We start from the raw sequence: 19,867 nt of genomic DNA, 5'->3' as shown, positions 1-19,867 counted from the left end.
CGAGTCACCGCTTCGCACCCTAGCAGCCCCACAGCACACCCACCGCCTGTGTGAACCGCCTCCCCGACTCCCCAGGCTCGTAGGAATACGTCCCGAGATGTTGTACAAACCGAGTCCAAACCTGATCGAAGCTACGCGAAGCGGGCTGGTTCATGCGCCGACCATAACCACGGACACCGACACCCCGGCCAACCGGCGGCTCGTCGCACATGCACGCGACCGCCGGTGACGTCGGCTGCGCTCAGTTGGATCCGAAACTTGAACTGCCGGTGTAGATCAGGCGGTCCAGCGCTCCGCAGCCGGGGTATTTGTATCCGGTCGCCGGGGTGCTCCCGGGCGCAGCCGGCAGTACGTCGACGGTAAGGGTCTTGGCACTCTCCCCATCGTCGGCCGTGAGGACATGCCGCCCGGCCGTTGTCGGGATCCACGTCATATCGGCTGTCGGCGTGTAGACCTCGACTTCCCCGGCGGTCCAGGTCTTCGCGCCGCCGATGCACTGACCGTTGTCGTAGAAGGCCACATACCGCTGTCCGGCGTGCTCCACGGTGTATGCCCTCATCCCGTAGGCAGTTCCGACGTAGTAGGTCTGCGCCGTCATCTGGAAATTCGTGACGGACGCACCCGCGGTCGGCGCTCCGACCACGACCACGGCAGCAGCCACCACCAACCCTGCCGTGCCCCAGCCGATTCGCCGCCCGGGTCGAGTATGCGCGATCATCTTCCTCCTGAATCGATACCCGAAATCCCGCCGCACGCTACCCGCCCGCAAGCACTGAAACATGCCAATTTCAGTTAACTGCTCCGCCCCGAATTCCTTGGGCAACCGCACTCATCGACCGCAGGTTCGGCGTCGGGTTGGGCCCTGATTCGTGCCATCGTTCAACGGCTTGCACCATCTCGCGACCGAGATAGTCGAGGTATCGACCGATCTCGATCAGACGAGTGCCCGCAGGGGTCGTCGCACCGAGGATTTCGGCGCCGCGGCGGGCTGCCTCGACCTTTGCCTCAGACGCGCGAGCCAGGTTGAGCGTGGTGCGGTACCAGGTTCGATCGTCGATGTAGTACCGGTCACGTCGTGGCGAATCGCGTTCCCGGCGAATGAGATCCCGCTGTTCGAGTGCGCGCACAGCGGTCGAGATCGATGCCGGGCTCACTCCGAGGCGACGCACCAATTCGGCGGCGGTGAGGCTGCCGGAGTCGGTGAGGTGCAGGCAGGTCAGCACCCGCGCCTGCATTCGAGGCATGCCGTCGTACACGAACAAATCGGTGAACTGAGCCGCGAACGCACTCACGGCATCGTCCGTATCGGGCTCGACTGTCGACGTGGACCGCAACGGAAGGGCCATCTTGCCTCGACGCGATCGCATTGCCGTCGCCCGGTGCGCTCGGTCGGCACGATAGCGGCTCGGGCCCCCGTTGCGGCTCACCTCGCGACTGACCGTCGAGGCCGGCCGCGCGAGCTGACCTGCGATCTCGGTATACCCCAATCCCTCGGCCAGTCCTGCCGCTATGCACTCCCGTTCCTGCAAGGTAAGTCTGGCTCCCGGCATCGGTGCGCTTCCCCTTCGTCGTCGCGGTGCCGCGTCAACATGCGTTCAACGGCATCTCATTGCAAATCGACTGATCGCCTTTGCGTTTCACGGCACGGTCATTGCATTCGCGATATGCACTTTAGCTGCGTAAATCAGCGTTTCTCCAGATATGCGAGTTGATCCTCGATGCAAGGGATCTACCGTTCGGCACGGACTGAATATTGCAGGCGGGAAGGAACCCGATGATCGACTCCGCTCAGCACGATGACGAAACAGCTTCCACCGCTCCGACGTTCGTGTTCGTACACGGACTGAACAGCAACAGCTTCTACTGGGCTCCTGTGATTCGTGAACTCGCTCTGCTCGGTCACCGCGGTTTGGCTGTCGATCTTCCCGGACACGGGCTCGACGCCTCGATTCCGCTGACCTACCAGACGCAGGACCTTGCCGCGTTCGCCGCGTCGGCATCGCCGATGTCCGCAATTACGGTGCAGGACAACGTCACCCACGTGATCGCGGTAGTACAGCGGGTTCTGCGGTACGGTCCTGTCATCCTGGTGGGCCACAGCCTCGGGGGGATCACGATCGGTCTGGTCGGCAATGCCATCCCCGAAGCCATCCACCGGCTTGTCTATCTCTCCGCGTTCTGTCCATCAACGCCGGCTGCACCCAGCGCGATAGCGCTGAGTCAGACCCCCGAGGCCATGAAGGATGTGCCGGTCCCGGACACCGAGCACTCGCTGTTTCTAGGAATGGAGCAGGTATCGCGTGGCCTCATCCGATTCAACCTCCGGTCCCCAGATCTACTGGCACTGGAAGGCTTTCGGCGGACCAACATGCCCGAAGCCAGCCTGGAACAGACGTTGACGGTGATCAACTTCGGCATGCAGCCCGAGGACGGAGCCCAGACGAGCTTCGCCGACGCCCTGGTGGACGCCGATACCTGGGGCCGGATTCCGCACAGCTACATCCGTCTCACCCGAGACAACGTGATCTCTCCGGCGTTGGCGACGAAAATGATCGACGACGCCGACCACCTCACCCCCGACAACCCCTTCGACGTACACGATCTGGCGGCCGGACACGTGAGTGTCGTTCTGCAAGCACACGAGCTGGCAGCCATCCTCGACCGCCTCGTATGAACCAACGGCCCGGGGCATTGTCGGGGCTGTCGTCGTCGGGTCTGGGGATGATCGCTTGTCCTGTGCCGTGGTAGCTTCCCCGCGGAGGCTTGTAGCGGCCTACCCCGGACGAGATGCGCCGTACCCGGCCTGCAAAGACGACGCACTCGAGGAGGCCTCATGAACGCCGGCATATCGCTGATCGATTTCACCGCAGCGACTCCCCAGGCTCGTGCACTGGATGTCCGGTGGATCCACGGCTCCCCGTCAGCCAAGCACAACACGGACGAAGACATCCAGGTGTACGCCTACGACGAGCACACCGTCATTCTCCGGCAGAACATGGCGATCAATTACGAGGCCCCATTTCTGTTCTTGCTGTTCGGAAACACTCGCGCGGTGCTGATCGACACCGGCGCCACCACATCCGCCGAGTTCTTCCCGTTGCGCCGCGTGGTCGACGAGCTCGTCGAGAGCTGGCTCGCGCGAAATCCTCGGCAGGGGTATCACCTGCTGGTGCTGCACACCCATCCGCATAGCGACCACATCGCCGGCGACAGCCAGTTCACCGACCGCCCCGACACCACGGTGGTCGGCGCCGACATGGCCACGGCCTGGAAGTACTTCGGATTCCGTGAGGACCCCGACGCCGTGGTTCGGATCGACCTGGGCGGCCGCGTGCTGGAGTGCCTGGCCACCCCGGGCCACCATGAGGCGGCAGTCACGTTCCACGATCCATGGACCGGGTTCCTGCTCACCGGCGACACGGTCTACCCCGGCCGGCTCTACATCCAGAACTGGGCGGCCTTCACCCGCAGCATCGACCGCCTGATCGAGTTCTGCGACCGCCGTTCGGTCACTCACATTCTCGGCTGCCACATCGAGATGACCACCGAGCCGCGCGTGGACTACCCGATCCGCACCACCTACCAGCCCGACGAGCCCCCACTGGAAATGACCACCGCCGATCTCCGCGAAATCCGCGCGGCGATCAACGAGATCGGCGACTCACCCACGCGCCGCGCTTTCCCCCGCTTCGTCCTGTACCCCATCGCTTGAACAACACGAACCGGTGCCGCGTGATGGGCGCTCAGGTGAGGTAGACGGCTATGCCGATTGTTGCGGCACACGCCAGGGCCAGTGACTGCAGCGTGCGGTCGCCGAGCACGATCTCTTCGGGTTCACCGGCTGCGGCCCCATCGACGTCGACCGCGTACCGCAGGATGCAGATTGTGAAGGGAATCATCGAGATCGCGAACCACGGGTTGTCCTTGTGGTCGGGCTCGAACGCCCACAGCCCGTAGAAGACCACGACCGCGGTGCCCGACAAGGTCCAGACGAAACGGAGATAGGTCGGCGTGTAGTACTGCAACGACTGACGAATCTTCGCGCCGGTGTCCAGCGCGATTTTCAACTCGGCATAGCGTTTGCCCGCGGCCATGAACAGCGAACCGAACGCCGCGATCAGCAAGAACCATTGGGACAGATGAATATTCGCCGCCGCACCACCGGCAACCGCGCGCAACAGGAAACCCGATGACACGATGCAGATGTCGAGGACCGCCTGATGCTTGAGACCGAAGCAGTAGGCCAATTGGATGCCGACGTACACAGCCATCACCACGGCCAGTTGCCATGTCGCCGCGAACGAGATCAGGATCGAGGCGGTCAGCAGCACCACCGACAGCGCGTAGGCCAGACGCACCGGAACCACCCCGGCGGCGATCGGGCGGAAGCGTTTGGTCGGATGCGCTCGGTCGGCTTCCACATCGAGCGAGTCGTTGACCAGGTAGATCCCCGACGCCGCCAGGCAGAACACCACGAACGCGATACCGATGTGCAGATCCCGGGTGAGATCGGAGATGGCAAAGGTGTCGGTACCCGGAATCGTGCCCGCCGCCAGCGGTGCGGCCAGCACCAGCACGTTCTTCACCCACTGACGTGGCCGCAGGGCTTTGACCAGCCCGCCGGTCAGGGTCTTGGGCGGTCCGCTGAGGACGGCCTCGTCGAGTTCGATGGTGGTCGGCTCTTCGCTCATATCAACCTGATTGCTTCCTATGGCGCGGAAGAATCTCTTTCCGCGCGGCGAGCACTGCGCTTCGACGGCTCCGCGATCGCGTCAACCCACGGCACCGCCCCCGACATACTCCCAAACACCCACCCATATGTCCTGGGGTCGATCTTTTGAAAGATCTAACAGTTCGTTGACGCCCGGAACCTGCTGCGGCGCACTCCGATTGTCAGGTTCCGGGGGCGAACCACCGCGGGATCACTTCCTGCACAAAGGAACTGATGCACTCGATAGTCGGTCCGGACAGAATTTCCCCGGCGAAGTAGATGCCGTTGTGTCCCTGTGTGGCCTCCACACGGTCGAGCCAGCCGTCGCGTATTGCCGCGGCGCTCGGATATGCGGGCCATTCGGCGATGGTCTCCGTGATCAGCTCCGGGTCCTCGAAGAGGAAGAGGCTCTCCTTCGCCAGGGCCCAGGCCTGCGCGTCGGACACCGATCTGTCCGAATTGCTGAAGCACACCCAGTACGGACCCGGGTGCTGCTTGTTGGCCGCGGTAATCCGATGGAGGGCCTGTTCGGGATCGGTGTCGGTGTAGCTCCCGTACGGGTCGATCACCCAAAACCCCAGCGGTTCGGGGTCATCGACGCCACGAGGGAACGCGATGAGCTCGTTGTGAACTCGGATGAGGTAGCTGCGGGTCCAGGTGCGCGGGCAGTTCCGTTCGTCGAAAAGGTCCCGTATCTGCCCGCCGGGGAACATCTCCCGAATCTGTGCGGGCCGCGTCGTGACCACCACCCGGGAATACAGTGCGGAGCACTCCACGCCGGCGCGTCGATAACTGACGCGAACACCTTCCGCACCGAGCGGTTCGATCCGCGTCACCGGAGCGTCGACCGTCACCTCGATTCGATTGTCCGCGACGATACGCCGGAGCAGATCGATGAAACCCCGCCGGAAGCTGAGAGTGACCGGCCGAGTCGAATTCATCTGCGCGACAAGTGATTCAGGCAGGCGTTTCAGCAGGTCCGCCCGCTGCCCCGGGTACGCCGACAACATCATTTTCGCCAACTGCGAGACATGCCCCGAGATATGCGCATTGATATTGATGACGCTCTCGGCCGGCTGCCGCGGCCGCCGCATGTTCGCGTACAGGGTCAGACCCTGCAGCACCTCCCCCACCAGCGGTGCGTGCCGAGCCCGATATGTCTCCCAGGTCTCCCCGGCCCGGCGGTCGAACGCCAGCCCGTTCATTCCCGGCCCGCGCCGATCCCGCACCGCCCCTTCGATGATCGTCCACGCCTCGGCGATCTGATCCGCCACCTGTTCCGGCGTCAAGGCCGCGAACAGCGGCACGAAATGGGGCGGCACCCCTATCCGGGGCTTCCCCGATCGCGATCGCCCCACGAAATACAAAGCCTCGGTTTGCATCTCGACCGGATGCCGCTCCAGCAACCCATGAATCGCCGTCCCCGCGAACCCCTCCCCGAAGTCCTGCTGAATCACCAGGTGCGCCTGGAAGTCGTACACCTCACCCGCCACCGTCGCGGTCTCGCAGTACCCCCCGATCTGCGGCCGCGCCTCGAACACATCGACCCGCTCGAACCCCAACTCCCGCAACTTCGCCGCCACGAGAATCCCACTCTGCCCAGCGCCCACCACGCACACGGGTGCCCGAAGATCCACGACGCCTCCTCCAAGCTCCCACCCAGTATCCGCGCCACCTCTTTCGCCCGGGCTCGAAAAACGTTTCTCGACAACCGGTCCTGCAGCCGATCGCTCGCTGCATGCGATCCGCTCAACGGGTTATTCCCTGAATGACTCAGGAGGTCATCATGGGAGCTTTGAACAAACTATTGGGTGCGGTATTGGGCATCCTCGGAGCCGTGCTCGGCGCAGTGCTGGGTATCGTCGCGGGACTGGTCTGGCTGGTCGGAATGATCCTGTCCATCACCATCATCCTGGCGCCGATCGGCATCCCGGTCGTGAAGCTCGGCAAGAGCCTCTTCTCCATCTCCGGCAACCTGATGCACCTTTCGTGAGCCATCGACGCTCACCGAAATCCAGGTGACATGGTCGGGCGGGATATCGAATACTGCACGCTGTGCAGGAATTTCCGATGAATCCCGACCGGCTCCAACCTCCCGTTGATCTATTGGACGACGAAGGCACCACCTGGCGACTTCGGAAGAAGCGGATCGACCTCCGCGTCGCCCGACGTCTGATCAACAATGGTGCGGCAGCCGTCGTGCTCGGTGAGATGGGCGGCACTCACCCCCGACTCATCACCGACGACGAACGTTCAACTCTTTGGGACAAGGTCAAAGTCAGCTATATGGGACCCGGTGGAGACTGGGCAACGGGACGCTACCTCGCGCACGAGTTCCGCGCGCCCGCAGACCGTCACATGCTCTTCGTAGAAGACCACTGCTGACAGAGATCGATACGTTCGTTGCTGCTGGTGGATGCCGCGACGACGGAATGCCATGGCGGGGTGGCGAGGAGTGACCAGTAGCTGGTTCGTAGTGACTCCACGGTTTTCCAGTTCGGTGGTGGCGGGTTCGGGTGACCGTCCAGAAAGCGGGCGAGGACCCATAGCCAGCGATATCGGATCTCGGTGGATGTGAGCGCGCGCGTGTGCGAGAGGTAATCGGCGAGAACCTGTTCGGCGTGTTCGTAGTCCCAGATGGTGCCGCCCATGCTGTCACTCCAGACCAGCTTGGACATCAGGTCTCCGGTGTGGTCGATGAGTGCCTCGTCGGCGTCCGGTGCCGCTATCGCGCGGTGGATCGGCGCGGCACAGGCAACCTTGTAGGCGTAGTAGCCGTTGAGGTGGTAACCATCGCAGGCCTTGCGGAGTAGCCACGGTTCAGCTGCGGGATCGTTGAGCTCGCAGATGGTTTGGACGAGATACACGCGACCCCAGCCCGCGGTGCGGTCAGCGAGCCAGATGAGGTTGGTCGTGGCATCGGGAAGCCGCACGAGAGCCTGGGCGGCGAGCAGTCCGAAGGTGTTGGACAGCAATCCGATCGTCTGGATCAGGAAGACGTCTTCTTCGGTTCCGACTGCGGCGAGAATTGCCATGCCGAGCACTGTCGGGTTCTCGTCGACGCTGGTGCGGGTGAGACGACGACCGAGTTCGCGAGCTTGATCCGGGTCCGCGCGGTTGATCGCCTCCGCCATCGACGGCCACAGGGCACTCTCGATGTCGTACTCGACAACCTCGCGGCAGAGCCGTCCGATATCGCGATTTTCCCTTGGCACGCTGAAGTATTCATCGATCAGACGGGCCGTACGGGTGCCCTGGAAATCGGCCCTCTCACCATTTCCCTCGCGAACGCTCCGGCGTTCGGCGTCCGGATACGGTCGGCCTTCATGAGGAAGTGGAACGCCCGGGTATCTACGGGCAAGGGCAAGGGCATGGTTGTAGAAGGATGTCTGGGGGCTGGGCTGGGCCGAGCCGATGATCGCGCTCACCGCGCGGTGGAGGACTCGATTCTTCCGGTCATGAGGGCCGATGGTGACAGGCGGTGGCGGGGTTCGCAACTGGAGGTTGGATAGCCGCGTCAGCCGAACGGGGGTGGGTGGCTAGGTGGGTTACTCGTCGATGGACATGATGAGGGTTCGGGTGTCTTGGGTTCGGGTGGTGATGGTTTGGGTGAAGACGTCGGGGAGTTGGCCGGGGGGTTGTTGGGTGATTTTGACGGACCAGTGGTCGTTGTCGGTGGGGGTTAGGCGGGTTACTTGGACGCAGTAGCGGGTGCCGGGTGGGACGGAGTCGATGCCGGTTTGGATTTGGGGGGCGTCGGCGACGCTGGGTGAGTCCTCGGCGACGAATTGGCGGGCGGCGGGGCCGGAGCGGAGGACGTAGTAGGCATATTGGAAGCCGAGGATGGCGTCGGGGGCGGTGGCGGTGCTGCCGGAGTCGGTGCCGGAGACGGAGTCCGGGGTGCGGCGGGTGGGGCAGCCGTCGGCGGCGATGCCCGCGGAGGCGTTGAGCGGAGTGGTGGGGGTGACTCGGGGCGGGGTGGTTCGGGGGGTGGTGGTTAGTAGCGCGTCCTCGCGGGAGCTCGAGCCCATGAGGGTGGACAGCAGTCCGATGGCGGCGGCCACGGCCCCTGTCGAGACGACGACGGTCAGGACGACCAGCAGGGCACGGGATTTCGCCCAATGGTGCGGCGGCGGAGTTGCGCTGTGCCTGCCGGATTCCCGCAGTGCCCTACCGGTGTCGCGAGATGACCTGCCCGTGTCGCGCGATGACGCGCCGGAATCACGCACCAGCGAGCCCGGGGTGCGCGCGGCGGCGCGCGCGGACGCCGAACGTGAGGCGGGGGTACGCGAGGTCGAGGTGCGAGCGGCGAGGCGCGGTGTCAGGGCCTCGGCCACGGCATCGGAAAGTTCTGTGCAGGTGCCGAATCGCTGGCGGGGATCTTTGGCCATGGCACGAGCCAGGACGGGATCCAGCGCGGCGGGCAGGGCCGGATTCCGGTCGCGCACAGAAGGCACCGGGGCGCTGACATGCCCGTAGATCAGGCGCGGCAGATCGGTCTCGGCGTAGGGCGGTGCACCGGTGAGCATTTCGAACAGGGTGCAGCCGAGGGAGTAGACGTCGGCGCGACGGTCGACAAGCGCCTCGCCGCTGAATCGTTCGGGTGCGGTGTACTGGAAGCTGGCCATCACCTCCCCGTTCTCGGTGATGCCGCGCACCTCGTGATTGGAGTGCGCGATGCCGAAGTCGCTGAGCAGCGCCCATTCTCGCGGTTGCGCGGTGAGCAGCACGTTGGCGGGCTTGACGTCGCGGTGCAACACGCCGGCGTCGTGGGCGTAGTCCAGGGCGCGGGCCAGATCGGCGGTGATGGCGGCGGCCCGCTGCGGATCCAGCGGCCCGGACAGCAGTTCGGCGGACAGATCCGAGCCGTCGACATAGGCCATGGCCAGCCACAGCCGCCCCTGCTCCTCACCGCGCGCGTAGATCGTCACGATGTTCGGGTGCGCGAGCCGCGCAATGATATTGGCTTCCCGCAGGAACCGCTGCCGGGTCTCGTCGTCGTCACTTGCCACCCGGTTGAGCAACTTCAACGCGACGAACCTGGGTAGATCCCGATCATGGGCCAGATACACCTCACCCATCCCACCGGTGCCCAGCAAACGCTCGACCCGATACCCGGCGAAGTTCACTCCCGCCCGGAGCTGCTCGACCAACCAATTCCTCCCGATCCACCTGCCCCGCAGACAATACCGAGCCGGTCCGACCGAGCGCCTCACGAGTCCGTCATGTCAAGCGGCCTCGCTCGCGGCGACCCGCCGTGCGGCCAGGGTGAATTCGATATGCTTCAAAATGGAACTACTCGCGAGTTTCGCTCGGCCGGAAGGACATCCGATGAGCCAGCTGCGACGGATGCTAGCGGGGCTGGTGGCGGTGCTGGGGATCACCGCCGCGGTGTGCGGCGTGAATGCGACACCCGCGCGGGCGGATTGGCTGCCGCAGCTCACCCCGTTCGGAACACTCGTGCTGACCTTCGGCGACGCGAATTTCTGCGCGGGCTCGATCGCGGTCGCGTTGGAGGCAACGCACGGCATGCCGGGACATGTGACCGCGCACGTGACGCCGCTGGGATACCTCGGCGGACCGTGCGGCAATCACATCGTGCTGAGCTGGCTGGGATCCGCGGGCGGCGGCTCGCGCGAGGTCTACGTCCACACCTCCACCGTGGGGCAGACCCAGACCGTGGACCTGTGGATCGGCATGGGCCTGGCCAAGGTCTTCGCCAACAGCTGGCCGCTGCAAGGCCCGTGGGCGGAGTGGTACCTGATCGTGCCGTGACGCCTACTTCGACACCGCCGGCTGCAAGCAGGCGATGGCGGAGGCGGATTCGGCGACGATTTCGCGCATGGCGGATTCGGCGGCGGCTCCGTCGCGCCCTTGGATTGCGGCGGCGACGGCCGCATGCAGTTGCAGGGCCTGCGGATTCGCCTGCGTGGGCATGAGTTCGTGTTCGGTTCTGCCGGTGAGCACCTCACGCACGATCGGCGCGAAGACCGCGAGCAGCGGATTCCCGGACGCCGACAGCAGAGTGGCATGGAAGGTCACGTCGTGGCCGAGATAGGCCGGGGTATCGGCGGATCGGGCGGTGGCCGACATGCCCATGACGGACGCGGTCAGGATCGCGCACTGCTCGGGGGTGGCATGCGTCGCGGCCAGGCGGGCGGCGAGAGGTTCGATGCCCGAACGCAATTCGGCCAGCCGGGCCAGGTGGGTGAAGCGCTCGGGACCGGCGAGCTGCCAGCGAATCAGCTTGGGGTCCAGGGCATGCCAGTGCGACGGATCCAAAACGGTGATGCCCGCCCGACGGCGAATGCTCACCATGCCGAGGGATTCCAGGACTCGCACCACCTCCCGGGCGACGGTGCGCGAGACATCGAAGCGGGTGGCGATCTCATCGGAGGAGATGCGCGCGCCCGGCGCGATGACACCGGAAGCGATATCCGAGCCGAGGCGATCCAGCACCGAGTCGTGCAAGGGCAGGGATCCGGCGCTGTCGACCATGGCTTCAGTCTCACACATCTGTGGCATACCTATCGGCAACCGAAGGGTAATACGTAGTACTTATTCGCCCCGAGGCTTGATATAGTCCTCCATATTAGGTCTCTGTGCCCTGGATCACTCCACCCCGACTCGAAGAAGCGTCATGCACAACCTCACTTCTCTCGCCGCGGCGAATCTCGCCGACGCGGCCACCCGGCACGCCGGTAGCGCGCAGCTCATCACCGCGGCCCTCATCGGCGTCGCCCTCATCGTCGGCCTGATCACCTGGCTGAAACTGCACCCGTTCCTGGCCCTCGCCGTCGGCGCGGTCACCGTCGGCCTGATCGCCAAGCTGGGCGCGGCCGACACCGTGGCCTCCTTCGTCAAGGGCTTCGGCTCGACCATGGGCAGCGTCGGCATCCTGATCGGCTTCGGCGCCATGTTCGGCAAGCTGCTCGCCGACTCCGGCGGCGCGGATCAGGTGGTCGACACGCTGGTGCGCCGGGCCGGACCGAAGGCGCTGCCGTGGGTGATGGGCCTGGTCGGCGCGATCATCGGCCTGCCCATGTTCTTCGAGATCGGCGTGGTGCTGTTGATGCCGGTCATCCTGCTGGTCGCCAACCGGTCGCGACTTCCCTTGCTGGCGGTGGCGATTCCGGCGCTGGCGGGCCTGTCGGCCATGCACGGTCTGGTGCCGCCGCATCCGGGGCCGCTGGTCGCGGTGTCGGCGCTCAAGGCGGATCTGGGCCTGACCCTCGGACTCGGCGTGCTGGTCGCGGTGCCGACGGTGATTCTCGCCGGTCCGCTGTTCGGCAAGCTCGCCGCCCGCTGGGTGAATGTGCCGGTGCCGGAACTGTTCTCGACCGACGAGCCCGAGGAGAAGGAGGAGCAGGGTCCGCGCCCGAGCTTCACCGCCACCCTGGCGACCATCCTGCTGCCGGTCGTACTCATGCTGGGCAGCGCCATCTTCGACGTGGTCTCCCCCAAATCCGGGTCGCCGGTGAAGAAGGTCCTCGACGTCCTCGGCACCCCGGTGGTCGCCCTCGGCATCGCCCTGATCGTCGGCATGATCGTGCTCGGCCGCGGCGGCCGCATGACCCGGGACAGCCTGGCCGACACCATGAACAGCGCCCTGCCGCCCATCGCCGGCATTCTGCTCATCGTCGGCGCGGGCGGCGGGTTCAAGCAGGTCCTGGTCGACACCGGCATCGCCAACACCATCGCCGACGCCATCCGTGATTCCAGCCTGCCGGTGCTGCTGCTGGCCTGGTTCGTGGCCGCGCTCATCCGAGTGGCCACCGGTTCCGCGACCGTCGCGACCGTCACCGCATCGGGCATTCTGGCCCCGGTCGCGGCCGGGCTCAGCAACTCTCACGTGTCGCTGATGGTGCTGGCGATCGGTTCGGGTTCGCTGTTCCTGTCGCACGTGAACGACGCCGGATTCTGGATGGTGAAGGAGTACCTGGGCCTGAACGTGGTGCAGACCCTGAAGTCCTGGAGCGTCATGGAATGCGTGATCTCGGTGGCCGGACTGGCGGGCGTGCTCGCGTTGAGCGCGGTCATCTAGGAGGAGAGCGATGGCTGAATCCGTGGCGCGGCCACACATCGTCGTCCTCATGGGCGTCTCCGGCTCCGGGAAATCGACGGTGGCGGGCATGCTCGTGAGCACCCTCGGCTGGGACCTGCTGGAAGGCGACGACCTGCACCCGACCGCCAATATCGCGAAAATGGCGGCGGGCTATGCCCTCACCGATGCCGACCGCCAACCTTGGCTGGAGGCGATCGCGCAGTGGATGTCGAAGGAGGTGGCGGCGGGCCGTTCGGCCGTCGTCACCTGCTCGGCGCTCAAACGCTCCTACCGGAATGTGCTGCGCGGCGGCATGACCGGGCACCCGGAGGCGGTGCTGACCTTCGTGCACCTGACCGGATCGCGAGAAGACCTGCAGCGGCGGCTCACCGCGCGCATGGACCACTTCATGCCGCCCGGGCTGCTGGACTCCCAACTCGAGACTCTCGAAACCCCGGGACCCGACGAGCACATCGTCAGCATCGAAATCGGTCCTCCGCCAAACGAAGTCGCCGCCGCGACACTGGCCGCGATCCGGGCTCACAGCTGACTCGAAGCTTCAGCTCAGCTTCAGCTGCGATCTCTACGCTCACCGGTGTGTACGCACCGAGAATCGCCGCCGCGATCGCGCTGTCCACCGTGTTCCTGGCCGCCGGATGCGGGCACCCGCAGGCCCGCGCCGCCGGCGACACCACCGTGACCCTCGAATTCGGCGGGCTGCAACGGCAATACATCATCCACTACCCCGCCAATCGACCCTCGGGAAAGCTCCCCGCCGTATTCGCCTTCCACGGCGGCGGGGGCAGCGCCCGGAACATGGCCTCCGCCTTCGGCTTCGACCAGCTCTCCGACGCCAACGGATTCATCGCCGTCTACCCCGACGGATACGAGAGGTCCTGGAACGACGGTCGCGGCGACGACACCAATGCCAGCGCCGCGGGCATCGACGACGTGGGTTTCGTTGCGGCCGTGATCGACCGGATCATCGCGAACGACGGCGTCGACCCGGCCCGCGTCTACGCCACCGGAATGTCCAACGGCGGCATGTTCACCGAGCATCTCGGCTGCCACCTGTCGAACAAGCTGGCCGCCATCGCCCCGGTCGCGGGCCCGCTCCCCCAGACCGACCAATCCGCCTGCACGCCATCCCATCCGCTGCCGGTCCTGGAGATCCACGGCACCTCCGACCCGATCGTTCCCTACGGCGGCGGCGTGGTTCGCGTCACGTCCGGCCACCACGGCCCGGGATCCAGCCCGGTCCTATCGGTCGACGACACCCAGCAACTGTGGCGGCGGCAGAACGCCTGCGATGCGGCCACCATCACGCAACTGCCCCAGCGCACCGACGACGGCACCTCCGTGACCATCCAGTCCTCCGACTGCGCGGGCGGTGCGAAAGTGCAGCTCTACGCGGTGACCAATGGCGGCCACACCTGGCCCGGCGGCTCGCAGTACCTACCGCAGCCCCTGGTCGGCAAGGTCACCCATCAGTTCGACGCGTCCACGGTCATCTGGCAGTTCCTGTCGCAATTCCACACATAACCCTGGGTGAACATCGGACAACCAGGACGTACTACCGTTGTCTGATGGCCGCCACAGAGTTTGCCTGTCGGTAACTCTCGTATGAAACAACCAACGCTGAAGCGCCGGAAGGTTCCACGAGAGGTGGGCACGTACTGATGCCGCAATCGCAGGCAGAGACCGAGATCGAGACCGACCCCATGCTGCGGGCCGCCCTCGCGCCGCCCGCCCGCACCCTGGTGGACATTCTCGCCGCCACCACCGCGGCCTATCCGGACGCACCCGCCATCGATGACGGCGACGAGGAACTCACCTACGCCGAACTGCGCGAGGAGATCGCGGCGACCGTCGAGCGGCTCACCGCCGCCGGAGTGCGCGCGGGCGACCGGGTCGGCGTGCGGATGCCCTCGGGGACGCGCGGGCTCTACATCACGATCCTCGCGGTGCTGCATGCCGGAGCGGCCTATGTGCCCGTCGACGCCGACGATCCCGACGAGCGGGCGCGGTTGGTGTTCGGCGAGGCCAGGGTGACGGCCATCGTCACCGCCGATGGCATCCAAACCACCAATGCCGCAAGCGAATCCGGCCGCGACACCGCAGGCGAGCTGGTCCGCGACGCGGCAGGTGACTCGGGCAACGACGCGGCGACCCGGGAGCCGACGCCCGCCGACGACGCGTGGATCATCTTCACCTCCGGCTCCACCGGCACCCCGAAAGGCGTTGCGGTGACCCATCGCAACGCCGCCGCCTTCGTCGACGCCGAGGCACGCCTGTTCCTGCAGCACGCCCCCATCGGTCCCGACGATCGCGTACTGGCCGGGCTGTCGGTCGCCTTCGACGCCTCCTGCGAGGAGATGTGGCTGGCGTGGCGGCACGGGGCATGCCTGGTGCCCGCCCCGCGCGCGCTGGTCCGCACCGGCGCGGATCTGGGCCCGTGGCTGGTGCGCCGCCGGATCAGCATCGTCTCCACCGTGCCGACCCTGGCCGCCACCTGGCCCGCCGAGGCCCTGGAACCGGTGCGGCTGCTCATCTTCGGCGGCGAGGCGGTGCCGCCCGAACTCGCCGAGAAGCTCGCAGGCAATCAGGATTCCGACCGCGAGGTGTGGAACACCTACGGACCCACCGAGGCCACCGTGGTCGCGTGCGCCGCGCTGCTGGACGGCGGATTCCCCATCCGCATCGGGCTCCCCCTCGACGGCTGGGATCTCACCGTCATCGACGCGGCCGGAAATCCCGTGGGCGAGGGCGAATCCGGTGAACTCGTGATCGGCGGCGTCGGCCTGGCCCGCTATCTGGATCCGGCCAAGGACGCCGAGAAGTACGCACCGCTCCCGTCGGTCGGCTGGGAACGCGCCTACCGCAGTGGCGATCTGGTGCGCAACGACCGTGAGGGCCTGGTCTTCCTCGGCCGCGCCGACGATCAGATCAAACTGGGCGGCCGCCGCATCGAACTGGGCGAGATCGACAACGCCCTGCAGCACCTGCCCGGCGTCACCGGCGCGGCCGCCGCGATCCGGACCACCAAGGCGGGCAACAAGATCCTCGTCGGCTACCTCACCGGCCCCGACACCGGCTACGACCTCACCGCCGCGAGAAACATTCTCGCCGAACAGCTTCCGGCCCCGCTGGTCCCGCGCCTGGCCGTGGTCGACGAGCTGCCCACCCGCACCTCCGGCAAGGTGGACCGCGACGCCCTGCCGTGGCCGCTGCCCAAGGCCGTCGCCGCCACCGAGGACAGCGGCCTCACCGAGACCGAGCAATGGGTTGCCGGACTCTGGGATTCGCTGCTCGGCGCGGAGGCGACCGACCCGAACGCCGACTTCTTCGATCTCGGCGGCGGCTCGCTGTCGGCGGCCCAGCTGGTCGCGGCGCTGCGGGAACGGAATCCGCGCATCGCCGTCGCCGACCTCTACGACCATCCCAGGCTGGGCGCGCTCGCGGCCTTCCTGGACGGTTCCGCGCCGGTCGCCGCCGTCGAGGAACGGCATGTGCGGCCGGTTCCCTTGCCCGCGCAGCTGTTCCAGGTGCTGGCCACCATTCCGCTGACCACCCTCACCGGCCTGCAGTGGCTCACCTGGCTGGCCATCGTCGGCAATGTCGCGGCCTGGTCGGGTTCGCTGCCGTGGCTGCCGCACCTGTCGTGGTGGTGGATGCTGGTCGCGTTCCTGCTGTTCATCTCCCCGCCCGGCCGGATGGCGCTGTGCGTGGCCGGTTCCCGCATCCTGCTGCGCGGCGTCGAACCCGGCACCCATCCACGCGGCGGGTGGGTGCACCTCCGGCTCTGGATGGCCGTGCGCCTGTCCGAGGCCAGCGGCGCCGAGAACCTCTCCGGCGCACCGTGGATGGTGCCGTTCGCGCGCGCCCTGGGCGCGAAGGTCGGCACCGGCGTCGACCTGCACACGCTGCCGCCCGTGACCGGCCTGCTCGAACTCGGCGACGGCTGCAGCGTCGAACCCGAGGTAGACCTGTCCGGCTACTGGATCGACGGCGACGTCGTGCACATCGGCCCCATCGAGATCGGTCCCGGCGCAGTGGTGGGTGCGCGCTCGATGCTGCTGCCCGGCACCAAAATCGGCCGCAATGCCGAGATCGCGCCCGGTTCCGCAGTCTCCGGCAAGGTGAAGGCCGAGCAGGAATGGGCGGGCTCGCCCGCGGTGAAAGTCGGTAAGGCGCAGCATCGCTGGCCCGACGAGACCCCGGCCCGCGCCTCGCACTGGGTCGGCATCTTCGGTGTCACCTCGATGGTGCTCGCGGCCGTGCCGATCCTCGCGCTCGGCAGCGGCGGTCTGCTGATCGCCTGGTGGATTCGCGACACGCAAACGCTCGGAGCCGGTTTCGGCCGCGCCTTCGCCATCCTCCCGGTCGCCATGATGCTCGTACTGGCCGTCTACGCGGCCGTGACCATCGTCGCCGTGCGCCTGCTCGCCATCGGCCTGACCGAAGGCCACCACCCCGTCCGCAGCCGCGCCGGCTGGCAGGCCTGGGCCACCGAACGCCTGTTGGATTCCGCGCGCACCTTCCTGTTCCCGCTTTACGCCAGCCTGCTCACCCCGGTATGGCTGCGCCTGCTCGGGGCGAAAGTCGGCAAGCGCGTGGAGGTCTCGACCGTCCTGTTGCTGCCCAAGTTCACCGTGGTCGCCGACGGCGCGTTCCTGGCCGACGACACCATGGTCGCCAGTTACGAATTGGGCGGCGGCTGGCTGCGCATCGGCGAGGCCAAGGTCGGCAAGCGCGCCTTCCTCGGCAACTCCGGCATGACCGCGCCGGGCCGCCGGGTGCCGAAAAACGGCCTGGTCGCGGTGCTCTCGGCCGCACCGTCCAAGGCCAAGGCGGGCTCCTCGTGGCTGGGCAGCCCGCCGACCCGGCTGCGCCGCGCCGCCGAAACCGCCGACACCGCACGCACCTTCGATCCGCCGCTCAAACTGCGGATCGCCCGCGCGGTGGTCGAGACCTGCCGGCTCATCCCGGTGTTCGTCACCTTCGCCATCGGCCTCGGTGTGATCTTCGCCCTGGCCTGGCTGGCGCAGAATCTGGGCCACCTGCCCGCCGCCCTGCTCAGCGGCCTGGTGCTGATCGGCGCGGGCGCGGTCGCCGGAACCGTCTCGGTCATCGCGAAATGGCTGCTGGTGGGCCGGATCCGGGCCGTGGAGCATCCGCTGTGGAGCTCGTTCGTATGGCGCAACGAGGTCGCCGACACCTTCGTCGAGCACGTCGCCGCCCCCTGGTTCGCGCGCGCCGCGACGGGTACGCCCGTCCTGAATGTGTGGTTGCGCGGACTCGGCGCCAAGATCGGCCGCGGGGTATGGTGCGAATCTTATTGGCTTCCGGAGGCTGACCTGGTGACACTCGGTGCTGGCGCGACGGTGGAACGCGGCTGCGTGGTGCAGACGCACCTGTTCCACGATCGAATCATGGCCATGGACACCGTGACTCTGGGCGCGGGCGCGACGCTCGGCCCGCACTGCGTCGCGCTGCCCGCGTCGGCCATCGGCGCGGGCGCGACCATCGGCCCGGCGTCGCTGGTCATGCGCGGCGACAGCGTGCCGCCGTCCACCCGCTGGTGGGGCAATCCCATCGCACCCTGGGGTGGGGGTCGCTGATGGCGGACCGCCTCGACGAACCCATCGATGATTACCTGCCGCAGAACGGAAACCGCGGCTACCGGGTCTCACGCTACGAGCTGGACCTGGTCTACAAGATGTCGAGCAACCGGCTGTCGGGGACCGCGGAGATCACCGCGGTCACCACCGGCGTGCGAGATCGGTTCGCGCTGGACCTTTCCCAGTCGCTGGCGGTGTCGAAGGTGCTCGTCAACGGGGCCAAGCCCGCCAAATACGTGCATCAGCGCGGCAAATTGGTGATCACGCCGCGGCAGAAGATCCCGGCGGGCGGCGCGCTCGTGTTCACCGTGAACTACGCCGGACCGCCCAAGCCGGTGCGCGGGCCGTGGGGCGAGGTCGGCTGGGAGGAACTCACCGACGGCGCACTGGTGGCCAGCCAGCCCAATGGCGCGGCCTCCTGGTTCCCCTGCGACGACCACCCCAGTTCCAAGGCCAGCTACCGGATTTCGATCACCACCGATTCGCCGTACTACGCGCTGGCCAACGGCACGCTCATGCGCAAGCAGACCAAGGCCAGCCAGACCACCTGGGTCTACGAGCAGCCCGAGCCCATGTCCAGCTACCTGGCCACCATCCAGATCGGGCAGTACCGCAAGCAGCGCATCGACGCCCCGCGCGGCACACTGCCCATGCAGGCGATCCTGCCTTCGCGCCTGCGCACCGCGTTCGAGCACGATTTCGCGCGGCAGCCGCAGATGATGCAGGTCTTCACCGAGAAGTTCGGGCCCTACCCGTTCGAGGCGTACACGGTGGTGGTCACCGACGACGAGCTCGAGATTCCCATTGAGGCCCAGGGCATCTCGATATTCGGCGCGAACCACTGCGACGGGCGACGCGGGCACGAGCGGCTGGTGGCGCACGAACTGGCGCACCAGTGGTTCGGCAACAGCCTCACCATCCGGCAATGGCGCGATATCTGGCTACACGAGGGCTTCGCCTGTTACGCCGAATGGATCTGGTCCGAGGCGTCGGGCGGGCCCAGCGCCGATCAGCTGGCGCGCAACGCGCACCGCAATCTCGAACGGCTGCCGCAGGATCTCATCCTCGCCGATCCCGGAGCCGAGCTCATGTTCGACGACCGCGTCTACAAGCGCGGTGCGCTCACCCTGCACGCGCTGCGGCTCACCGTCGGCGACGCCGCCTTCTTCGATCTGCTGCGCACCTGGACCGCCCGCTACCGGCACGCGTCGATCACCACCGGTGAATTCACCGATCTGGCCGGGCATTACAACCCGGTTCCGCTGCAGCCTTTGTGGGACGCCTGGTTGTTCGCCCGACCGCTCCCGGCGCTGCCGCCCGGCCCCGCGTACGCGCCGCAAACCTCGACCGGGTAGACTCGCTCCGAACACGAAAGTTGATCATGGATACGACACGGTCGTATCAAGCGTCGTAGATCGCTACCACTCCTGAGCAGCCCCAACTGCGCGGCAAGCTTTCCTTACGGCGATCGATTTTGCCCACCGGCAATCT

General features: G+C 66.7%; 17 protein-coding genes and 1 riboswitch. Of the genes, 10 read left to right on the top strand and 7 right to left on the bottom strand.

Translation table 11 applies throughout. The features are described from left to right. Positions 1 to 241 precede the first annotated feature (241 nt). Positions 242 to 718: a hypothetical protein gene (locus ON43_RS39340; RefSeq protein ID WP_157514406.1), complete on the bottom strand. Its 477-nt coding sequence runs from the start codon at positions 716 to 718 to the stop codon at positions 242 to 244. A 70-nt stretch (positions 719 to 788) separates the two neighbouring features. After that, positions 789 to 1,529: a GbsR/MarR family transcriptional regulator gene (locus ON43_RS39335; RefSeq protein ID WP_245569016.1), complete on the bottom strand. Its 741-nt coding sequence runs from the start codon at positions 1,527 to 1,529 to the stop codon at positions 789 to 791. Positions 1,530 to 1,774: 245 nt separating this feature from the next. Between ON43_RS39335 and ON43_RS39330 the strand changes: the two genes are divergently transcribed. Then, complete coding sequence (locus ON43_RS39330; RefSeq protein ID WP_051180028.1) at positions 1,775 to 2,674, top strand: alpha/beta hydrolase; 900 nt, start codon at positions 1,775 to 1,777, stop codon at positions 2,672 to 2,674. A gap of 81 nt (positions 2,675 to 2,755) precedes the next feature. After that, positions 2,756 to 2,821: riboswitch (guanidine-III (ykkC-III) riboswitch) on the top strand. 12 nt (positions 2,822 to 2,833) lie between these two features. Then, positions 2,834 to 3,712, top strand: coding sequence for an MBL fold metallo-hydrolase (locus ON43_RS39325; protein WP_040815868.1), 879 nt, complete (start codon positions 2,834 to 2,836; stop codon positions 3,710 to 3,712). Positions 3,713 to 3,743: 31 nt separating this feature from the next. Here the strand turns inward: ON43_RS39325 and ON43_RS39320 are convergent, their stop codons facing one another. Together ON43_RS39320 and ON43_RS39315 are read right to left on the bottom strand one after the other, a co-directional pair. Further along, positions 3,744 to 4,691 (bottom strand): decaprenyl-phosphate phosphoribosyltransferase, encoded by a 948-nt coding sequence (locus ON43_RS39320; RefSeq protein ID WP_040815866.1) that lies wholly within the window; start codon positions 4,689 to 4,691, stop codon positions 3,744 to 3,746. Between the two features lie 202 nt (positions 4,692 to 4,893). Then, positions 4,894 to 6,348, bottom strand: coding sequence for an NAD(P)/FAD-dependent oxidoreductase (locus tag ON43_RS39315; RefSeq protein WP_157514405.1), 1,455 nt, complete (start codon positions 6,346 to 6,348; stop codon positions 4,894 to 4,896). Between the two features lie 149 nt (positions 6,349 to 6,497). Here ON43_RS39315 and ON43_RS39310 point away from each other — a divergent pair, with 149 nt between their 5' ends. Together ON43_RS39310 and ON43_RS44215 are read left to right on the top strand one after the other, a co-directional pair. After that, positions 6,498 to 6,704 carry a hypothetical protein gene (locus tag ON43_RS39310; protein ID WP_040815911.1) on the top strand — a complete coding sequence of 69 codons (207 nt, stop codon included), beginning with the start codon at positions 6,498 to 6,500 and terminating at the stop codon, positions 6,702 to 6,704. A gap of 62 nt (positions 6,705 to 6,766) precedes the next feature. Then, positions 6,767 to 7,096, top strand: coding sequence for a hypothetical protein (locus ON43_RS44215; RefSeq protein ID WP_083914214.1), 330 nt, complete (start codon positions 6,767 to 6,769; stop codon positions 7,094 to 7,096). Here ON43_RS44215 and ON43_RS39305 read toward each other — a convergent pair. After that, on the bottom strand, positions 7,066 to 8,139 hold the full coding sequence (locus ON43_RS39305) for a hypothetical protein (protein WP_157514404.1): 1,074 nt from the start codon (positions 8,137 to 8,139) through the stop codon (positions 7,066 to 7,068). The genes ON43_RS44215 and ON43_RS39305 overlap by 31 nt on opposite strands. Positions 8,140 to 8,259: 120 nt before the next feature. Further along, a complete protein-coding gene (locus tag ON43_RS43230) occupies positions 8,260 to 9,864 on the bottom strand; it encodes a serine/threonine-protein kinase (RefSeq protein ID WP_157514403.1) in 1,605 nt (534 codons plus the stop codon). 178 nt (positions 9,865 to 10,042) lie between these two features. On the opposite strand from ON43_RS43230, the gene ON43_RS39295 reads away from it, so the two are divergent. Continuing rightward, positions 10,043 to 10,486 carry a hypothetical protein gene (locus tag ON43_RS39295; RefSeq protein ID WP_157514402.1) on the top strand — a complete coding sequence of 148 codons (444 nt, stop codon included), beginning with the start codon at positions 10,043 to 10,045 and terminating at the stop codon, positions 10,484 to 10,486. 3 nt (positions 10,487 to 10,489) lie between these two features. Here the strand turns inward: ON43_RS39295 and ON43_RS39290 are convergent, their stop codons facing one another. Continuing rightward, positions 10,490 to 11,227 carry a FadR/GntR family transcriptional regulator gene (locus tag ON43_RS39290; protein ID WP_245569015.1) on the bottom strand — a complete coding sequence of 246 codons (738 nt, stop codon included), beginning with the start codon at positions 11,225 to 11,227 and terminating at the stop codon, positions 10,490 to 10,492. A gap of 124 nt (positions 11,228 to 11,351) precedes the next feature. On the opposite strand from ON43_RS39290, the gene ON43_RS39285 reads away from it, so the two are divergent. The 5 genes from ON43_RS39285 (at position 11,352) to ON43_RS39265 (ending at position 19,731) form a co-directional block, all read left to right on the top strand. Then, positions 11,352 to 12,755, top strand: a complete 1,404-nt coding sequence (locus ON43_RS39285) for a GntP family permease (protein ID WP_040815860.1) — start codon at positions 11,352 to 11,354, stop codon at positions 12,753 to 12,755. A gap of 10 nt (positions 12,756 to 12,765) precedes the next feature. After that, complete coding sequence (locus ON43_RS39280; protein ID WP_040815858.1) at positions 12,766 to 13,305, top strand: gluconokinase; 540 nt, start codon at positions 12,766 to 12,768, stop codon at positions 13,303 to 13,305. A 47-nt stretch (positions 13,306 to 13,352) separates the two neighbouring features. After that, a complete protein-coding gene (locus ON43_RS39275) occupies positions 13,353 to 14,297 on the top strand; it encodes an extracellular catalytic domain type 1 short-chain-length polyhydroxyalkanoate depolymerase (RefSeq protein WP_051180022.1) in 945 nt (314 codons plus the stop codon). A gap of 137 nt (positions 14,298 to 14,434) precedes the next feature. Beyond that, the gene (locus tag ON43_RS39270) at positions 14,435 to 18,376 is read left to right on the top strand and encodes a Pls/PosA family non-ribosomal peptide synthetase (RefSeq protein WP_040815857.1); all 3,942 of its coding nucleotides are present in this window, start codon (positions 14,435 to 14,437) and stop codon (positions 18,374 to 18,376) included. Continuing rightward, positions 18,376 to 19,731 (top strand): M1 family metallopeptidase, encoded by a 1,356-nt coding sequence (locus ON43_RS39265; RefSeq protein ID WP_051180020.1) that lies wholly within the window; start codon positions 18,376 to 18,378, stop codon positions 19,729 to 19,731. Before ON43_RS39270 ends, ON43_RS39265 begins: the two co-directional genes overlap by 1 nt. Positions 19,732 to 19,867: the final 136 nt, after the last annotated feature.

Origin of the sequence: Nocardia concava NBRC 100430 (genome assembly GCF_000308815.1) — a bacterium.
Taxonomy (GTDB): Bacteria; Actinomycetota; Actinomycetes; order Mycobacteriales; family Mycobacteriaceae; genus Nocardia; species Nocardia concava.
The sequence above is the reverse complement of the archived record's forward strand: the minus strand, read 5'-3'. Positions and strand labels throughout refer to the sequence as shown.